Below are 12,063 nucleotides of genomic sequence, written 5' to 3' on the forward strand. Positions count from 1 at the left end.
CGCCCTTACGGTGTTGTTGGTGCGTTCGGATCTACAGAACCGGTGTAGTAGAAGTTCGCGCCTTTAGAAGCATCAGCACCGTCTCTCGGATATGCTTTCAGCTGAATGTTCACTGTGCCCTGTTCCAGGGAGAACGGTCGCTCATAGTTCTCTGTCGGCGCCATCTTGTATACGATATAATCCAGTGAGTTGTCGTCGCCCATGTTTCTTGGGTGGATACGCACTGGGACACCCTTTTCTCGGTTGGACTGACCAACAGGTGCATCCGTCAGACCGGTAACATCACCTGAATCTGCGTCGACTACGTCCTGTGTGCCAGCAAGTGCCAGCTTCAATGTCTTAACATTCTCTTTAAGCGCAACAATATTAACCGTCACCCCGACGCCTGTTGAATATTCATCATAATCACCTTCGCCGTAATCAATGGACGAGATGGATGCGAATGTTGGCGTAATGTTGATGGAGCCACCTTCAGCTTGTAGTTGGGAGCTACCTTCTCCTTGCTCGCCGCTCGTCGCTTTACCATCGAAATTGATGGCTTCGACACCCTCGCCGACGATGATATCGGCTGGACCAAATGGAATCTTATCAGTCATCTATAATTCCTCCTCTTTCAAAATGTTTAATGTTGCATCAAAATTGATGCTGTATTCGTGCGTGTTGTTCTCAGCTGCACCCAAAAAAGCAACGCCACCCACGTTTTCAAGCAGCATGACATCAATCGTCAGTCGCTTTACGGGGATGGCGCTTTTATATAGGTGCGCAATCATATTGTCGTTTGTATACTTGTGAAGCATCGTTTGTACCTTGTAGGCATATAGTTCCGCCTTACCCCGATCGGATGATCGGATCAGTACTTGGTACAACGGCCGGTGGATATCACCCTCATACCTGGAAGCTCCTCTGCCTTGCCGATTGTAAACCGCACCGACATCATCACTTGCTCGGTAGTTATTGACTGACCAGGAGAGGTCAGGCATTTCAGCTTTCAGTATATTCATTAATGGTTCATGAATCATCTGCGTCCCCCTCCCATCACGGAATTGAGAATATCGTCCATTGTCTGGTTCCACTCCGCTTCTGAACCGAGCACGGCATTGTCGAGATACTTTTCACCTGGTTGGTAGCCGTGCCACGGCGCCTTGTTTCGTGTCTTTTCGCCCCAATTCAAAGGGCTTTCGTGTACTTTCAAGGCATAGGCGATGTTGGTACCGAGAGAAAACTGGTAGTCCTGTCCGACTTTCTCGACAGCAGAACTTGAAATACTCTCTCGAAGGACACCTGTGTCTTGTGGGGCAAGGAGTTTCGCGCCGCGTTCTGGCACCTTACTGAAAGCGGTCATCTTGATAATGATGAGACGTTCCACACCCAGATCCATTTCTCCAAGGAGCGCAATCATCTGGTCGAGGCCTTGCCAAGAAATATCGAATGCATCACGTGCCATCGACCATCAACACCTTAAAGTAGACTTTAGTGGCAGAGAGATTGGTCGACTCTTTTATGTCTTCGATTCGACCCGCACCCTCATTGCCTTCGATATCCACGTACTCGATATCCTGCCCGGCTTTGACTTGCGCCTCAGCGGGCACATCAATCTCCAAGTTTGTATCTACCGTTGTGCCATCTGGTTTCTGGATTACATTGGATTCTCGCCTGACACGCGCATCATAATCTAATGTCTTTTCAGTCATGATTGGGTCACCATAGCGATCCGTATCACCATTGTCCGTTTCAGCCTTGTGCCAAATCTTCTGATGCATTGGGGGTCTCATATCAATCTCCCCACCCTTCCACGTCGTACAAGCGATGGATTCAGCCGTTCGATAATCTGTACCGCTTCTGCGGATAACGACGCTTGTGCGCCTTCCTGGAAGCTGACAGACACATCTTTGACTGAGTAGGACTGCACGCCGTGTGCTTTAAGCTTGGCGTACTCTTCCGCATCGCCATCGATTTGATGAAGTACCTGGAGCGCAATGGCACGTTCTGAGAGGTTCGGATTCACTGCCGGAAGGAAATGCCCTTTCAAAGACTCGCGCGCCTTGAATACCTGCTTGTCTTGAATGGCAGGATCCATCTCCTCGAAACCTTCACTATTCGGCAGCTGCGTAATATATGCTTTGACCGCATCTGTATTCGGCATAGCACTCACCTACTTTTCTAGAGCTGTGATGTAGTCCTCTTTCTTGAACGCGCCATTCTTACCAGTGCCGACCACTTCGATGGTTTCATCGGCATCAGTGAGCGCCTTCAGTTGCTCCATACTCATGTCTTTGTAAGACGTTTCGTTGTTTGCAACAGCAGCCTCTGTTTCTTTCACTTCGGCTTTCTTGATGAGTCCTTTCAGACCTTCCGCTTGTTTGTCGGTCAGTTCGATTGTTTCGCCCTTCTTGTAGCCCTTGCCCGCTTTAACAATCACACCAGATTCAACAGTATACTTTTCCATTGTTCTGCCTCCTTTGATTTATAAAAAATAGACTGTACTGGATTACAGTACAGTCATGATGACATTGTTATTCACTGCTTTGAGTGCCGGAATCGCCGCTTCCATTACGATGATCTTCTCATGTACTGGATCCGGAACAACGATTGGGTCTGTCGCAATGCCGAATTGGTACGTACCATCGGACGTCTTGACCTGACCACGCGCTGTTGAACCCATGATGTTGTCATAGAGCACAACCTTGCCGGAGTCGAGTAGATCACGGGTCACGGTTGTACGCTCGCCATCGACAATGTCCTCAAATGTTACAGAGTCTTCATTGACAAAGTACTGTGGCAACTTGTGGCGTCTAAATAGCGCTTGTAGCTGTTCGGAATCGACCATACGCGCATCATCAGGTTTGCCATAAACCGCAAGCTTAACTGATGGGGATTCAAGCATTGCATCCTCAACGTCCTGAGCAATATCGATACGCTCTGGCTTCTTCTTGGAGTTCGTCGCTGTTTGATATTGCTTAACAGCGGCTTTGAGGTCTGCAAATGGATTCGCTGCTGGATCATCCCACTTCGTCGCAACCGCAATATTGTTGCCATCTGGACGGGCCACCTCAAAGGAAACCTTCGTTTCACTGAATGGATCCACATACTCAAGTGCACCATCATATACAAGCTTGGCTCTAAGGTATTCAATCGTTTCTTGTACACCTAGCTTGAGGTTTCCGACGTCTTTTAGTGCATTGTTAATGGCGTTTCGATCCTCATCCGTTCCTCGTCTCGGCATCGCAATCGCACGGTCTGTAGACTCGTCGATAAAGTAAGCGTCTTGAATCTTCGTGAGGCGACCCAACGCTTGCTCTGCCTGTGCCATGCCACGAATCGGTGCAGAGGAATCGAACCCTGTCACCTTCGCTGCAATAACTGGTGTACGCTTGATAATGTCGTAGATGAACTTGTCGTCGTACACTCTTTCATCTGGGAACGCAGAAGCAAGGCGGTATTGATTGGTATTCGGCACTGCTTCAATAAATGCCTGTAGGTTGGGTCTTTGAAATTGTTCTAGCTCTAGTACCATATATTATTTCCTCCTTATCTGTTATCTGGCTTTAATACCAGAAGAAATTACTTGAGTTCTTAAACTGATCCGTCACGCCTGTAGTGAGCGCTTCGATGACGTTGCCTTTCGTGAGAGCGGCAACATGAACGTTCTTAGACGTGTCTTCTACTGTGACAGTGTGACGTGTCAGCATTGGCGCAGTGAGTCGAGCGTTTTCTTCCCCTTCTGCTGGTGCCGTCACAAGCTCGTAAAGCCCAGTGTCTTTGTTCTTGCTCACCGCAGTCCCGCTTTTAACGACAGCGCCTGCAGTAAACTTGGATGCATCGAGTGTGATGTTCCCAGTGGAAAACTCGACGCCAACGCCATTGCGCAGAAACTCGTGACCAGACTTTGCTGTAACGCGTTTTTGTTCAAACATTTAATCTTCCTCCTTCTGTGTTCCATAGATTTCTGATGCCATTTGACGACCGAGATCGCCTGCTTTAGGTTCCTTGCCTCCGTTGCCTTGCTTGTTACTACCAGGCACATAGTCGTTTGTTCCTGCTGGTGGTGTGCCACCACCGTTGCCACCGTCATCACCAGGGTTTGTCTCTTCGATATCGAACATGTAGCCATCAGACTCAATCACGTTGTCGAGTTGCTCTTTCAAGCCTGTCACTTTGCCATTCTCGTCGAGTTTGACGGTATCCATATCAAGCAGTGACTTGACCGCTTTCGGATTCTTAGCCTTCGCATCTCTAACAGCAAGCAGTACCTCGTACTCAAGTTTCTGATCGTCTAGCAACTTCTTACGCTCGGTGTCTTTTGTCGCATTTGCCGTTTTCAGGGTTTGAATTTCACCCTTCAGCGTTTCGACATCATCCGTGCTATTGCCAAGCTTTTCAATCTGACTGTCGCGATCTGCTAGGTCTGTTTTGAGGCCATCACGTTCCGTCGTCAATGTCGCAACCTGTTGATTCAGTGGATTAACCGTCTTGCCATGTTCAGTCATGATCGCATCGATTACATCTTTTTCGAGACCCTGATCTTCTAGAAACTTTCTATTCATAGTTATCTTCTCCTTACGTTTTGTTTTACGCCTACGACAGGCGATTAGGATAGCTCAATAACGTGTGAGCACACGAAAAATAAACCTTTTAACGACATGTCTAGGTCGATATGTTCTTATTGCCTACATCAAGCGTTTGATAGTTTTGAACTCGTCTGTACATAGGTACATGTGACGTATATTTAACCTATCCTTATCGAGCGCTATCGGCTCGTCATCATCTTTATAAATTACAACGGACTTGTCTTTTTGAGTGATGTCGACCATAGCTATATTATCCAATATAACTTCTTTCACATGCTCTTCGCTCGTGCTATCAGCTTCAACTGTTTGTACATAATTAATCATCATATCTATCTACCTGCCTATCTTATTTGATTTAGTCGCAGTGTCTTTATACTCTGACTGCCACCAGGAAAGAGTAGCCAGTTTATGACTATCAAGACATTCCCACTCGTATCATCATGGGTGACCACCTCCGATTAGGATTTCAATGCGTATGCAATAAAGCATCACCCCTTTCAACGTTATTCGATTTCGGAAAGGCTCAATACATCTTTTTTGGCTACTTCTAGCATGCCGACGATGCCAATCGTACTGCTCGTACTTAGATGTGTTTCGATTGTCGTATCCTCAAAAGATACTGAAACAACAATGTCGTCAATCTCTCCAGAACGGTCCAGTAAATCTTGAAGCACCATTCTTGGTGTGCGCTCCCTGTCTTTGAGCATGCGTTTCTCTTTTAGATCCATCTCTATCATCTCTCCTATGCTTTAATAATTTACGACACAGAATGTGTAGCACTTAGATAGTTAGAATAAAGCTCTTGGTAATTCAATGTATTGGCCCGCTTCATCCGTCGGAAGGCGCCGAGATCCTTTGGTGCGTCTGCGCCAAGTAATGCCTGCATACGGGCGTACATCTTCTTCTCGGCATTCTCCTGACGTTTCTCAACCATCAGGGCCTCATAGCGCGCCTTCTCGTAATTCGAACGCCTGTCATCAGCTGGCGCAAACTCACTGTTACGATCCTGCATGGTTTTAATCTCATTACTTGACATGTATTGAATCGGCACAGGAAGCAAACCACATTGACAGTGTGGATGTAGCGGCAGCAAGTCAACTGGGTACTTCGGATAACCTGGTGTCTTTCCAGATAAGCTGAAAACCATCCCTTGATACCTGGCACATGTCTCACACGTTGGATTGTTACCTACAATCTCTACCAAGTCAGTACCTTCTTCTGAGTACCGACTGATGTGCCCGTTGACGGATGCCTGTCTGGACTTCGTAGCGGTCACTGTGGCTGCGTAAAAGTCGAGCGGTAGCTTCTTACCGTCTTTCGTGATAAACGCCGTCATGCCCTCTTTCAGGAACGCATCAGATACACGTTGCCTAACTTGGTTCCGTGTCGCACCAGTCACTGTGCCAGTAGTCAATTCCGCTTTGACACTAGAAAGCGTACGCTCTATTGTACTGAGTGCATTAGCTTCTGCCGTTCGATACGCAGCAAGCAAGTCACTCATCGTATCGTTCACCACTTCGGAAACGGCGTTGAGATGGATCTGAGTCTTGAAGCGCTCTGTGATTCTTCCATTCTCAGCAATAAAACGTACTTGGTCACCTGAGAGATTGAACTGCGCGCTTTCCATGCCCCTGTAGTACTCAAGGAGCAATGCCTGTGGGATGACTTCTTCCATGCGGACGTGTAACCGCCTGAAGGCATCTTCAATGGCTGAGGCCACTCTCCGAGCTTCTCTATCCTTCGTAAGATCGTGTGACTGAATCAGGGCGATGATGTGATTCCGAAGTTCAGCAGTGACTTGGTCGAGGTTTTCGATGGTCATGGGTTATCACCCTTCTCTTCTCGAGCCGTCTTCATTAAGCGGTGCACCATCTATATCTCGGTTGTTGAAGAACCCTTGTACCGTCTGCTGCCCGCGACTCATTGCCATCGTGTCTGCATTGTTCGCTTCACTTTGAATCTCCAGTACTTCTTCATCCACCCAAGCATCAGATTTATTCGGATGCAGTTCGCGGACAGTCTGTTTGAGAGACTGCGCTTTCGCATCTCGCTTCTTGACCGTCCCTTCATCTCGCTCAGCTTTCGGTACAGGAATCATGTCTCGCACTGTAATGTCTGGTCGCTCGATGATGACGTTGGCGTTGTCTTCATTGGCCAACCATAAAGCCGACTCCATCAGGTTTTGCAGAAAGTCGATGTATTCGTCGAGTAGGTGCTGCGCCTTAATGATTGAGCTGAGTAAGTCGTAGAACTTAGCAACACCCGACTGCGCGGAACTTGTGGAACCATCGCGCATCATTTCGACCGCCTCAAGGGAAGTACTGGTCTCAGCAAGCATGGCACTAACGATGTCCTTAATATGCTTGAAGTCACCAATCTGGGAGATGTCAATCTGATGGGTCTTGATGGAGTTACCATTCTCGTCCATCTCAATGAGTTCAAGATCGCGATGATCAATTTTAGTCGCCCCTTGACCCTCTACACCATCAACACGTTCTTTTGCAAGGTCTTCCAAACGGTCCCATGTCTCACTCGTGATAGAGATGCGCGGCCGACCATTGCGCTCCAATGTGATGCCCGCACGGGTCAGTGTCCAGTTGATCTCTTCCTGCTTCCCTTCCTGACCGAAGAGCGCGCTTGTGCCGAGCGGTGTACTTAAGGTCGGGTTATTTGCCCAGTAATCTATGAATGGGCGGTGACGACCTATATATTCACGTTCCAGCTGGTCCATCTTCAGGATGTCTTTAGCGGTGTCGTCGTCCACTTGCTCCAGATCACTCCCACTTATCGCACGCGTGTACAATCGGTTATATGTCTTGAGCACCCCGTTTTCTTGGCGCTCGGTATACACTTGAACATAGTCCTGACCATTTTCATCCTTGATATCCAGTTCATAGACGAGATCCGCACCCATATCATCATCATGTGGATAGTAGACATTACGCTCCTTGAATTGGATGCTGATCTGTCCATTGCGTTTAACGGGTACGCCAACAATGCCACCATCCATCTGATGCTGCACGATGATCTGTTTATGCTTACGCTTCAACTTTGAGTTACGCACAATCTGATTGATTGTTTCCTGCTGTAGATCATCGACTGCTTCGTTATAGGAGCCATCTTGTGTGCCTTCAAGCATCTGCGTTTCTTCTTCAGTACTTGCTTGAGCAGTCGCAACCCGGTCCTTATGGTTGGATTCGATACTGCCAACGGCACCCGAAATAAAGTATGCAGGCACGTCACAAATGATTCTGGATATGTTAATCATCAGGTAAGGCGTCCGCACATTGCGCGCTTCCTTGTGCCCCTGAGTCAGTATGTCGATGATTTCGCCGTTGTCTATCAGGTTCTTCGCACGCGGCGAATGTTTAGCATGCCGATAAAAATAAAAATCACGGTACATATACATGTCCCCGTGTGTGTTGATGATGGTTTGCTTATCAAATTTACTCCACTCCATTGTTTCCCTCCTTTACCAGACGTTCGTGCGAGACACACGCGCCTTACCTTTTCTATTCATATCATCATCGAATGCGTACCGGGTCGCATCGATGGTATGGTTGTCTTTATCTTCAAGACGCGCTTTCGGATTGCCATCCTTATCTGTTTGGTAGTCGATGTTCTCAAACTCCCTTGCGATGTTCGGTGTGCGCTCAGGATCAATCCAGATAAAGTCCAGATCATCGAGCCATTCTTCTCCATACTCCACACTGTCAGGGCCTTTCTTGGCGCCACGAATGCGGCGGACGCCATGCTCTTTCTTAACCTCGTTATTTGACTTCGGTTCTGCAGAGTCATCGATAATATCGTCTTGGTCATACCCTTGTTTCTTAATCCAGTTGGCAATCTCACGGTTACTGACTTTGACATCGTAATGTTCGTCCATTGCGTATATGCCATTTTTCTTCTTGTCATAGTGCCAGCGCACGAAAGCCAGTGGATCGGTTGCATATCCGTAGTCGAGACCCTGGCGAATGTTGTCGAAGGTTTGGAACAAATCATCGGGAATCGGTTCAATCTTCAGGTTGTCAAATGGAATGACACCGGATCCGATTGCCTCCCCCATATACTCGTGTCTGTACTTCCGTTCATTCCGCTTTTTGGTTGCTTCTGCCTCTTCGATGAATTGCTTGGATATATACGGATTGTCTAAGTATGTTGAGTGATGCACCATTGTGTTCTTGGCAACAAAAGCAGACTCATACTTCTTATTGACCCAGGACTGTTTTCTCTTCGGTGGATTGTATGAGTAGAAAAACTTATAAAAAAGACCATCAGCCAGTTCCCCGCGTAGTAAGGAGTTGGTAATGGTCGTGACTTCATCTTCAGTTTTAAAATCCGCCAGTTCTTCTATCCAGCCAATCGCAAAGGGGAAGTTGGCATCCTTCAATGATTTGATGCGTTCAGGGTCCAAAGCGCCACGAAAAGCAATGTAGTTCCCTCGCGGTTTATAAGTGATTCGCATCGGCGACTCTTTAACCCGAAATAAGTGAGATACCTTCTGTTCTGCGATGGCCCATTTGATTTGTGCGAATATGGATAACTCAATCGTATTATCTATCTTACGTATGCCGACAGCATTTACAGGATAGCGCATGATCAGCTGCACAATGATATGCGCAATGTCAGATGACTTACCAGAACCACGACCACCCTTACAGACGACGTTCAGCTTGTCAGGGTCCTTGGCTGCTTTCCAGACGGGATGAAACGGCTTAGGTAATAACTCTGATATCTTAATGGCAGTCGTCATTCTATATCATCTACAAACTGCACAGCCCCTGAGTGTTCGATTTCCTGTTTATCCGTCCATAGCTTGTATCGTTTACCCAGAAGTTCAGCAGCTTTAGTACGTTGTGAGGTGTCAGAACGTCGCTCATGGCGTTGTACTTCACTTTCAAAGTCGCCGAGAGGGACGACCATCAACTCCTCGTCTTGCACTTGTCCACGTAATACAGAGGTGAGATATTCCATGACCTCTTGCTGGTCCGCAACAGCCTTTGACTGTAATTCTGCTAAACGCTCGTCAATATAGGCTTTTACACTCACATTTTCCAACAACTTACTAGAATTACCTTTAGCATACGCTTCACTATAACCGGCATTAATAGCTGCCCTATAGACGTTCGCATGTATTAGGTATTCATCTGCAAAGCGCTGCTGCTTGAGTGTCATCTTCTTTTTAGCCACTTCATATCTCACCTACTTTCTATGTTTTATGTATTTATTTGTTCAAAACCAGTGCTGATTGCCACCTTAGTCAATTAAATGTAAGGGATGTTCTATGTGGATCAGCACCAGTTTTCAGCAAGCAAAAAAGCTACCCGATTGGATAGCTTTCTAATTTAAGGGGAATCTGTCTTTTGACGGCGAGTGTTTGCCTCACCTGCCGCCCTTCCAGTGTAATATTTTTGTGTTATATCCACCAAATTAATTATTTTCGGTATTTCTGATATTTTTGGTATTTTTGGTATTTCTGGCACTAGTCGGTTAGTATCTCAGCACATTCCTCCAGTAAGGCAGCAACCTTATTCGGTGACTGCTTCATGATTTTGGATATCTCTTTCATGCTTGTGCCGTTCAGTCTATGATGTAGCGCAATGGCTTGGTATTCATCTACGATACGGTCGGTTCGCTTCTGGATATATTCGACCTTATGCTTATATCGGTCGACCATCTTGTCCTGCTTGATGCGGCGGTCCACTTCGAAGAGTATCGGCTCACTGACACCCCCGATCGCTTTCGGCATGCCAGCTTGTTCGCCATATTGGGACACCAGGCCGGAGCTGGAGAGCTCCTGGTGTGCCCGTATCAGTTGGTCAAACGTATGAATGTTCTTGTTGTATTCATGTATCAATACCAGAACATCCTCTTTTGTATAGTCCTCAGTCGCATAATTCATAATTCAGCTACACCCCGTTTATGTTTTTAAGGTAGTCCAGTGGCAGTCCGTAGCCACTTTCGATTAGCACTGCATTGTCTTTAATCCATTGATGCGGGATGCTCTTGCGGTCTGCAGCTTGCTTGTAGGTGACGTACTGATCGATGGTCAGTCGATAGCACTCTCGTAAATCTGTGAAGTACAGGAGCAGAAAAGCAACATGCCCCATTCTGTTCGTATACTCCATATACTCAATCTGATGGTCTGTCACATTAGCGAAGGGAAACGACTTCCCTTTAGTCTCTTTGGCATCAAACGCGATGAATGGGCCGCCATTGGCCATACATCCGATAAAGTCCACCGTACTCTTTTTCTCATGAAAGGCCTTATTGGTCCTGGTGTTGTAATTGATCGGTGTGGCTACTTTCTCGATAAGTGCTATGCCTTTAGTTTTGTAGGTGATGTTCGATCGTTCGATGACTGATTCCAGAAACTTGCCTCTATTGGCATATGTTGACTTCAATCATTATCACGCTCCAATATCTCTTTTACTTGTTGCAGTATGTCTTTATCTTCCTGTACTTCCAAATCCATTTGCGCCTCTTGCTGACTCACTATCGAAATCCTCCACTACTATTGGTTTTGGGGTGACAATCGGTGAGATGACCAGTTGGGCGATTTTGTCGCCTTTACGAATCTTGTGATACATCTTTAATATTTCCATTTTTTCTTCATCAAAATTTACATCATTGCCATAGTCCACTATCACTTTGACCTCACCGTTATACCCTGCATCTATAGTGCCTAGCTGAACCCTCAACCTAGTTTTACTTGTTAAACCACTGCGAGGGCGTATCGTACCCTCAAATCCTTCTGGAATATCTACTGCAATACCTGTTGATATTTTCGTACCGTTGGTAACGGGTACTGACTCATTCGCATACAAGTCCAGTCCTGCATCCGTCTTATGCGCCCTCGTCGGCACGATTGCATCAGGGTGTAGTTTCTTTATTTTGAGTGTGTTCATTCCGATTCCTCCCCATAATCAATTGTCGCAAGATTCACCTTCACTGCTAACATTTCCTCAAGAACAGACAAAGCATTATCTACAATAACCCCGTCACGTTCTAAAGACGTTCCTTTGAAACTTTCTCTACTCAACTCATCCACCGTTACAGGGTACGGAATCCTTAAATTCAAGCGATTCGCCATTTGGAATATCTCTGTCGCTTCTTGACTGCTTCTAACTAGAATGTAGCACCCTGTTTTAGATGACTCTCTTATAGCTTTAGCGGTTTTCCCACTTGATCTGCTGCCTTGGAATATTTTCATTCAGATTCCTCCGCTTTCTGTTTCAATTTCACCAGTAAGCACAGCTGATAATTCCTTAGCCATTGTGTAATATCCTTTAGCTGGTGTAATGAGTTTTTTCTCATAGATATCACTGTCAATCTCATGATGAATTTTTCTCATTTCATCAAACGCTTCAGCCTTACGAAGCGTCATCTTTAGTTCATTGTATTCAGCAGCTTCGCCACGAATAGGACTTCTTTTCTCGAAGCGATGTTTATAGTGCTGAATCGCTCCTTCAAGATATGGATACTCACTCATTCC

At 46.4% G+C, this 12,063-nt stretch carries 20 protein-coding genes; all 20 read right to left on the reverse strand.

Features of this window, described 5'->3' with window-relative positions:
• Nucleotides 1-5: 5 nt before the first annotated feature.
• Complete coding sequence (locus tag ACFOJ8_RS09345) at nucleotides 6-596, reverse strand: hypothetical protein (protein ID WP_380656339.1); 591 nt, start codon at nucleotides 594-596, stop codon at nucleotides 6-8.
• A complete protein-coding gene (locus ACFOJ8_RS09350) occupies nucleotides 597-1,019 on the reverse strand; it encodes a phage tail terminator protein (RefSeq protein WP_380656342.1) in 423 nt (140 codons plus the stop codon).
• On the reverse strand, nucleotides 1,016-1,444 hold the full coding sequence (locus ACFOJ8_RS09355; protein ID WP_380656344.1) for a hypothetical protein: 429 nt from the start codon (nucleotides 1,442-1,444) through the stop codon (nucleotides 1,016-1,018). The genes ACFOJ8_RS09350 and ACFOJ8_RS09355 overlap by 4 nt, the downstream gene beginning before the upstream one ends.
• A complete protein-coding gene (locus ACFOJ8_RS09360; RefSeq protein ID WP_380656347.1) occupies nucleotides 1,434-1,760 on the reverse strand; it encodes a hypothetical protein in 327 nt (108 codons plus the stop codon). The genes ACFOJ8_RS09355 and ACFOJ8_RS09360 overlap by 11 nt, the downstream gene beginning before the upstream one ends.
• 8 nt (nucleotides 1,761-1,768) lie before the next feature.
• Nucleotides 1,769-2,143 (reverse strand): hypothetical protein, encoded by a 375-nt coding sequence (locus ACFOJ8_RS09365; protein WP_380656350.1) that lies wholly within the window; start codon nucleotides 2,141-2,143, stop codon nucleotides 1,769-1,771.
• Nucleotides 2,144-2,152: 9 nt separating this feature from the next.
• On the reverse strand, nucleotides 2,153-2,446 hold the full coding sequence (locus ACFOJ8_RS09370; RefSeq protein ID WP_380656353.1) for a hypothetical protein: 294 nt from the start codon (nucleotides 2,444-2,446) through the stop codon (nucleotides 2,153-2,155).
• Nucleotides 2,447-2,488: 42 nt separating this feature from the next.
• On the reverse strand, nucleotides 2,489-3,514 hold the full coding sequence (locus tag ACFOJ8_RS09375; RefSeq protein WP_380656355.1) for a major capsid protein: 1,026 nt from the start codon (nucleotides 3,512-3,514) through the stop codon (nucleotides 2,489-2,491).
• A 31-nt stretch (nucleotides 3,515-3,545) separates the two neighbouring features.
• Entirely contained in the window at nucleotides 3,546-3,914 is a 369-nt protein-coding gene (locus tag ACFOJ8_RS09380) for a hypothetical protein (protein WP_380656358.1), read from the reverse strand.
• The gene (locus ACFOJ8_RS09385; protein WP_380656360.1) at nucleotides 3,915-4,544 is read right to left on the reverse strand and encodes a phage scaffolding protein; all 630 of its coding nucleotides are present in this window, start codon (nucleotides 4,542-4,544) and stop codon (nucleotides 3,915-3,917) included.
• Between the two features lie 123 nt (nucleotides 4,545-4,667).
• Nucleotides 4,668-4,895 carry a hypothetical protein gene (locus ACFOJ8_RS09390; RefSeq protein WP_380656363.1) on the reverse strand — a complete coding sequence of 76 codons (228 nt, stop codon included), beginning with the start codon at nucleotides 4,893-4,895 and terminating at the stop codon, nucleotides 4,668-4,670.
• Nucleotides 4,896-5,071: 176 nt separating this feature from the next.
• Nucleotides 5,072-5,296, reverse strand: coding sequence for a hypothetical protein (locus ACFOJ8_RS09395; RefSeq protein WP_380656366.1), 225 nt, complete (start codon nucleotides 5,294-5,296; stop codon nucleotides 5,072-5,074).
• A 29-nt stretch (nucleotides 5,297-5,325) separates the two neighbouring features.
• On the reverse strand, nucleotides 5,326-6,390 hold the full coding sequence (locus tag ACFOJ8_RS09400; RefSeq protein WP_380656368.1) for a phage minor capsid protein: 1,065 nt from the start codon (nucleotides 6,388-6,390) through the stop codon (nucleotides 5,326-5,328).
• A gap of 6 nt (nucleotides 6,391-6,396) precedes the next feature.
• On the reverse strand, nucleotides 6,397-8,028 hold the full coding sequence (locus ACFOJ8_RS09405; RefSeq protein WP_380656371.1) for a hypothetical protein: 1,632 nt from the start codon (nucleotides 8,026-8,028) through the stop codon (nucleotides 6,397-6,399).
• Nucleotides 8,029-8,040: 12 nt separating this feature from the next.
• Nucleotides 8,041-9,321, reverse strand: coding sequence for a PBSX family phage terminase large subunit (locus ACFOJ8_RS09410; protein ID WP_380656374.1), 1,281 nt, complete (start codon nucleotides 9,319-9,321; stop codon nucleotides 8,041-8,043).
• Nucleotides 9,318-9,743, reverse strand: coding sequence for a terminase small subunit (locus ACFOJ8_RS09415; protein ID WP_380657132.1), 426 nt, complete (start codon nucleotides 9,741-9,743; stop codon nucleotides 9,318-9,320). The genes ACFOJ8_RS09410 and ACFOJ8_RS09415 overlap by 4 nt, the downstream gene beginning before the upstream one ends.
• 307 nt (nucleotides 9,744-10,050) lie before the next feature.
• Nucleotides 10,051-10,470 carry a hypothetical protein gene (locus ACFOJ8_RS09420; protein ID WP_380656375.1) on the reverse strand — a complete coding sequence of 140 codons (420 nt, stop codon included), beginning with the start codon at nucleotides 10,468-10,470 and terminating at the stop codon, nucleotides 10,051-10,053.
• A 7-nt stretch (nucleotides 10,471-10,477) separates the two neighbouring features.
• Nucleotides 10,478-10,972: a Holliday junction resolvase RecU gene (locus ACFOJ8_RS09425; protein ID WP_380656378.1), complete on the reverse strand. Its 495-nt coding sequence runs from the start codon at nucleotides 10,970-10,972 to the stop codon at nucleotides 10,478-10,480.
• 45 nt (nucleotides 10,973-11,017) lie between these two features.
• Nucleotides 11,018-11,476 carry a dUTP diphosphatase gene (gene dut / locus ACFOJ8_RS09430; RefSeq protein WP_380656381.1) on the reverse strand — a complete coding sequence of 153 codons (459 nt, stop codon included), beginning with the start codon at nucleotides 11,474-11,476 and terminating at the stop codon, nucleotides 11,018-11,020.
• The gene (locus ACFOJ8_RS09435; protein WP_380656384.1) at nucleotides 11,473-11,781 is read right to left on the reverse strand and encodes a hypothetical protein; all 309 of its coding nucleotides are present in this window, start codon (nucleotides 11,779-11,781) and stop codon (nucleotides 11,473-11,475) included. Before ACFOJ8_RS09435 ends, dut begins: the two co-directional genes overlap by 4 nt.
• Nucleotides 11,782-12,060 (reverse strand): hypothetical protein, encoded by a 279-nt coding sequence (locus tag ACFOJ8_RS09440; RefSeq protein ID WP_380656385.1) that lies wholly within the window; start codon nucleotides 12,058-12,060, stop codon nucleotides 11,782-11,784.
• Nucleotides 12,061-12,063 lie beyond the last annotated feature (3 nt).

This window comes from Salinicoccus sesuvii (assembly GCF_042648145.1).
GTDB classification, from domain to species: domain Bacteria; phylum Bacillota; class Bacilli; order Staphylococcales; family Salinicoccaceae; genus Salinicoccus; species Salinicoccus sesuvii.

Bases quoted from the DNA above. Each gene is read 5' to 3' on its own strand.
- ACFOJ8_RS09400 (WP_380656368.1), bottom strand. From the start codon at position 6,390: ATGACCATCGAAAACCTCGACCAAGTCACTGCTGAACTTCGGAATCAC.
- ACFOJ8_RS09415 (WP_380657132.1), bottom strand. From the start codon at position 9,743: ATGACACTCAAGCAGCAGCGCTTTGCAGATGAATACCTAATACATGCG.
- ACFOJ8_RS09365 (WP_380656350.1), bottom strand. From the start codon at position 2,143: ATGCCGAATACAGATGCGGTCAAAGCATATATTACGCAGCTGCCGAAT.
- ACFOJ8_RS09355 (WP_380656344.1), bottom strand. From the start codon at position 1,444: ATGGCACGTGATGCATTCGATATTTCTTGGCAAGGCCTCGACCAGATG.
- ACFOJ8_RS09370 (WP_380656353.1), bottom strand. From the start codon at position 2,446: ATGGAAAAGTATACTGTTGAATCTGGTGTGATTGTTAAAGCGGGCAAG.
- ACFOJ8_RS09385 (WP_380656360.1), bottom strand. From the start codon at position 4,544: ATGAATAGAAAGTTTCTAGAAGATCAGGGTCTCGAAAAAGATGTAATC.
- dut (WP_380656381.1), bottom strand. From the start codon at position 11,476: ATGAACACACTCAAAATAAAGAAACTACACCCTGATGCAATCGTGCCG.
- ACFOJ8_RS09410 (WP_380656374.1), bottom strand. From the start codon at position 9,321: ATGACGACTGCCATTAAGATATCAGAGTTATTACCTAAGCCGTTTCAT.
- ACFOJ8_RS09395 (WP_380656366.1), bottom strand. From the start codon at position 5,296: ATGGATCTAAAAGAGAAACGCATGCTCAAAGACAGGGAGCGCACACCA.
- ACFOJ8_RS09380 (WP_380656358.1), bottom strand. From the start codon at position 3,914: ATGTTTGAACAAAAACGCGTTACAGCAAAGTCTGGTCACGAGTTTCTG.
- ACFOJ8_RS09435 (WP_380656384.1), bottom strand. From the start codon at position 11,781: ATGAAAATATTCCAAGGCAGCAGATCAAGTGGGAAAACCGCTAAAGCT.
- ACFOJ8_RS09440 (WP_380656385.1), bottom strand. From the start codon at position 12,060: ATGAGTGAGTATCCATATCTTGAAGGAGCGATTCAGCACTATAAACAT.
- ACFOJ8_RS09375 (WP_380656355.1), bottom strand. From the start codon at position 3,514: ATGGTACTAGAGCTAGAACAATTTCAAAGACCCAACCTACAGGCATTT.
- ACFOJ8_RS09360 (WP_380656347.1), bottom strand. From the start codon at position 1,760: ATGCATCAGAAGATTTGGCACAAGGCTGAAACGGACAATGGTGATACG.
- ACFOJ8_RS09345 (WP_380656339.1), bottom strand. From the start codon at position 596: ATGACTGATAAGATTCCATTTGGTCCAGCCGATATCATCGTCGGCGAG.
- ACFOJ8_RS09405 (WP_380656371.1), bottom strand. From the start codon at position 8,028: ATGGAGTGGAGTAAATTTGATAAGCAAACCATCATCAACACACACGGG.
- ACFOJ8_RS09350 (WP_380656342.1), bottom strand. From the start codon at position 1,019: ATGATTCATGAACCATTAATGAATATACTGAAAGCTGAAATGCCTGAC.
- ACFOJ8_RS09390 (WP_380656363.1), bottom strand. From the start codon at position 4,895: ATGATGATTAATTATGTACAAACAGTTGAAGCTGATAGCACGAGCGAA.
- ACFOJ8_RS09420 (WP_380656375.1), bottom strand. From the start codon at position 10,470: ATGAATTATGCGACTGAGGACTATACAAAAGAGGATGTTCTGGTATTG.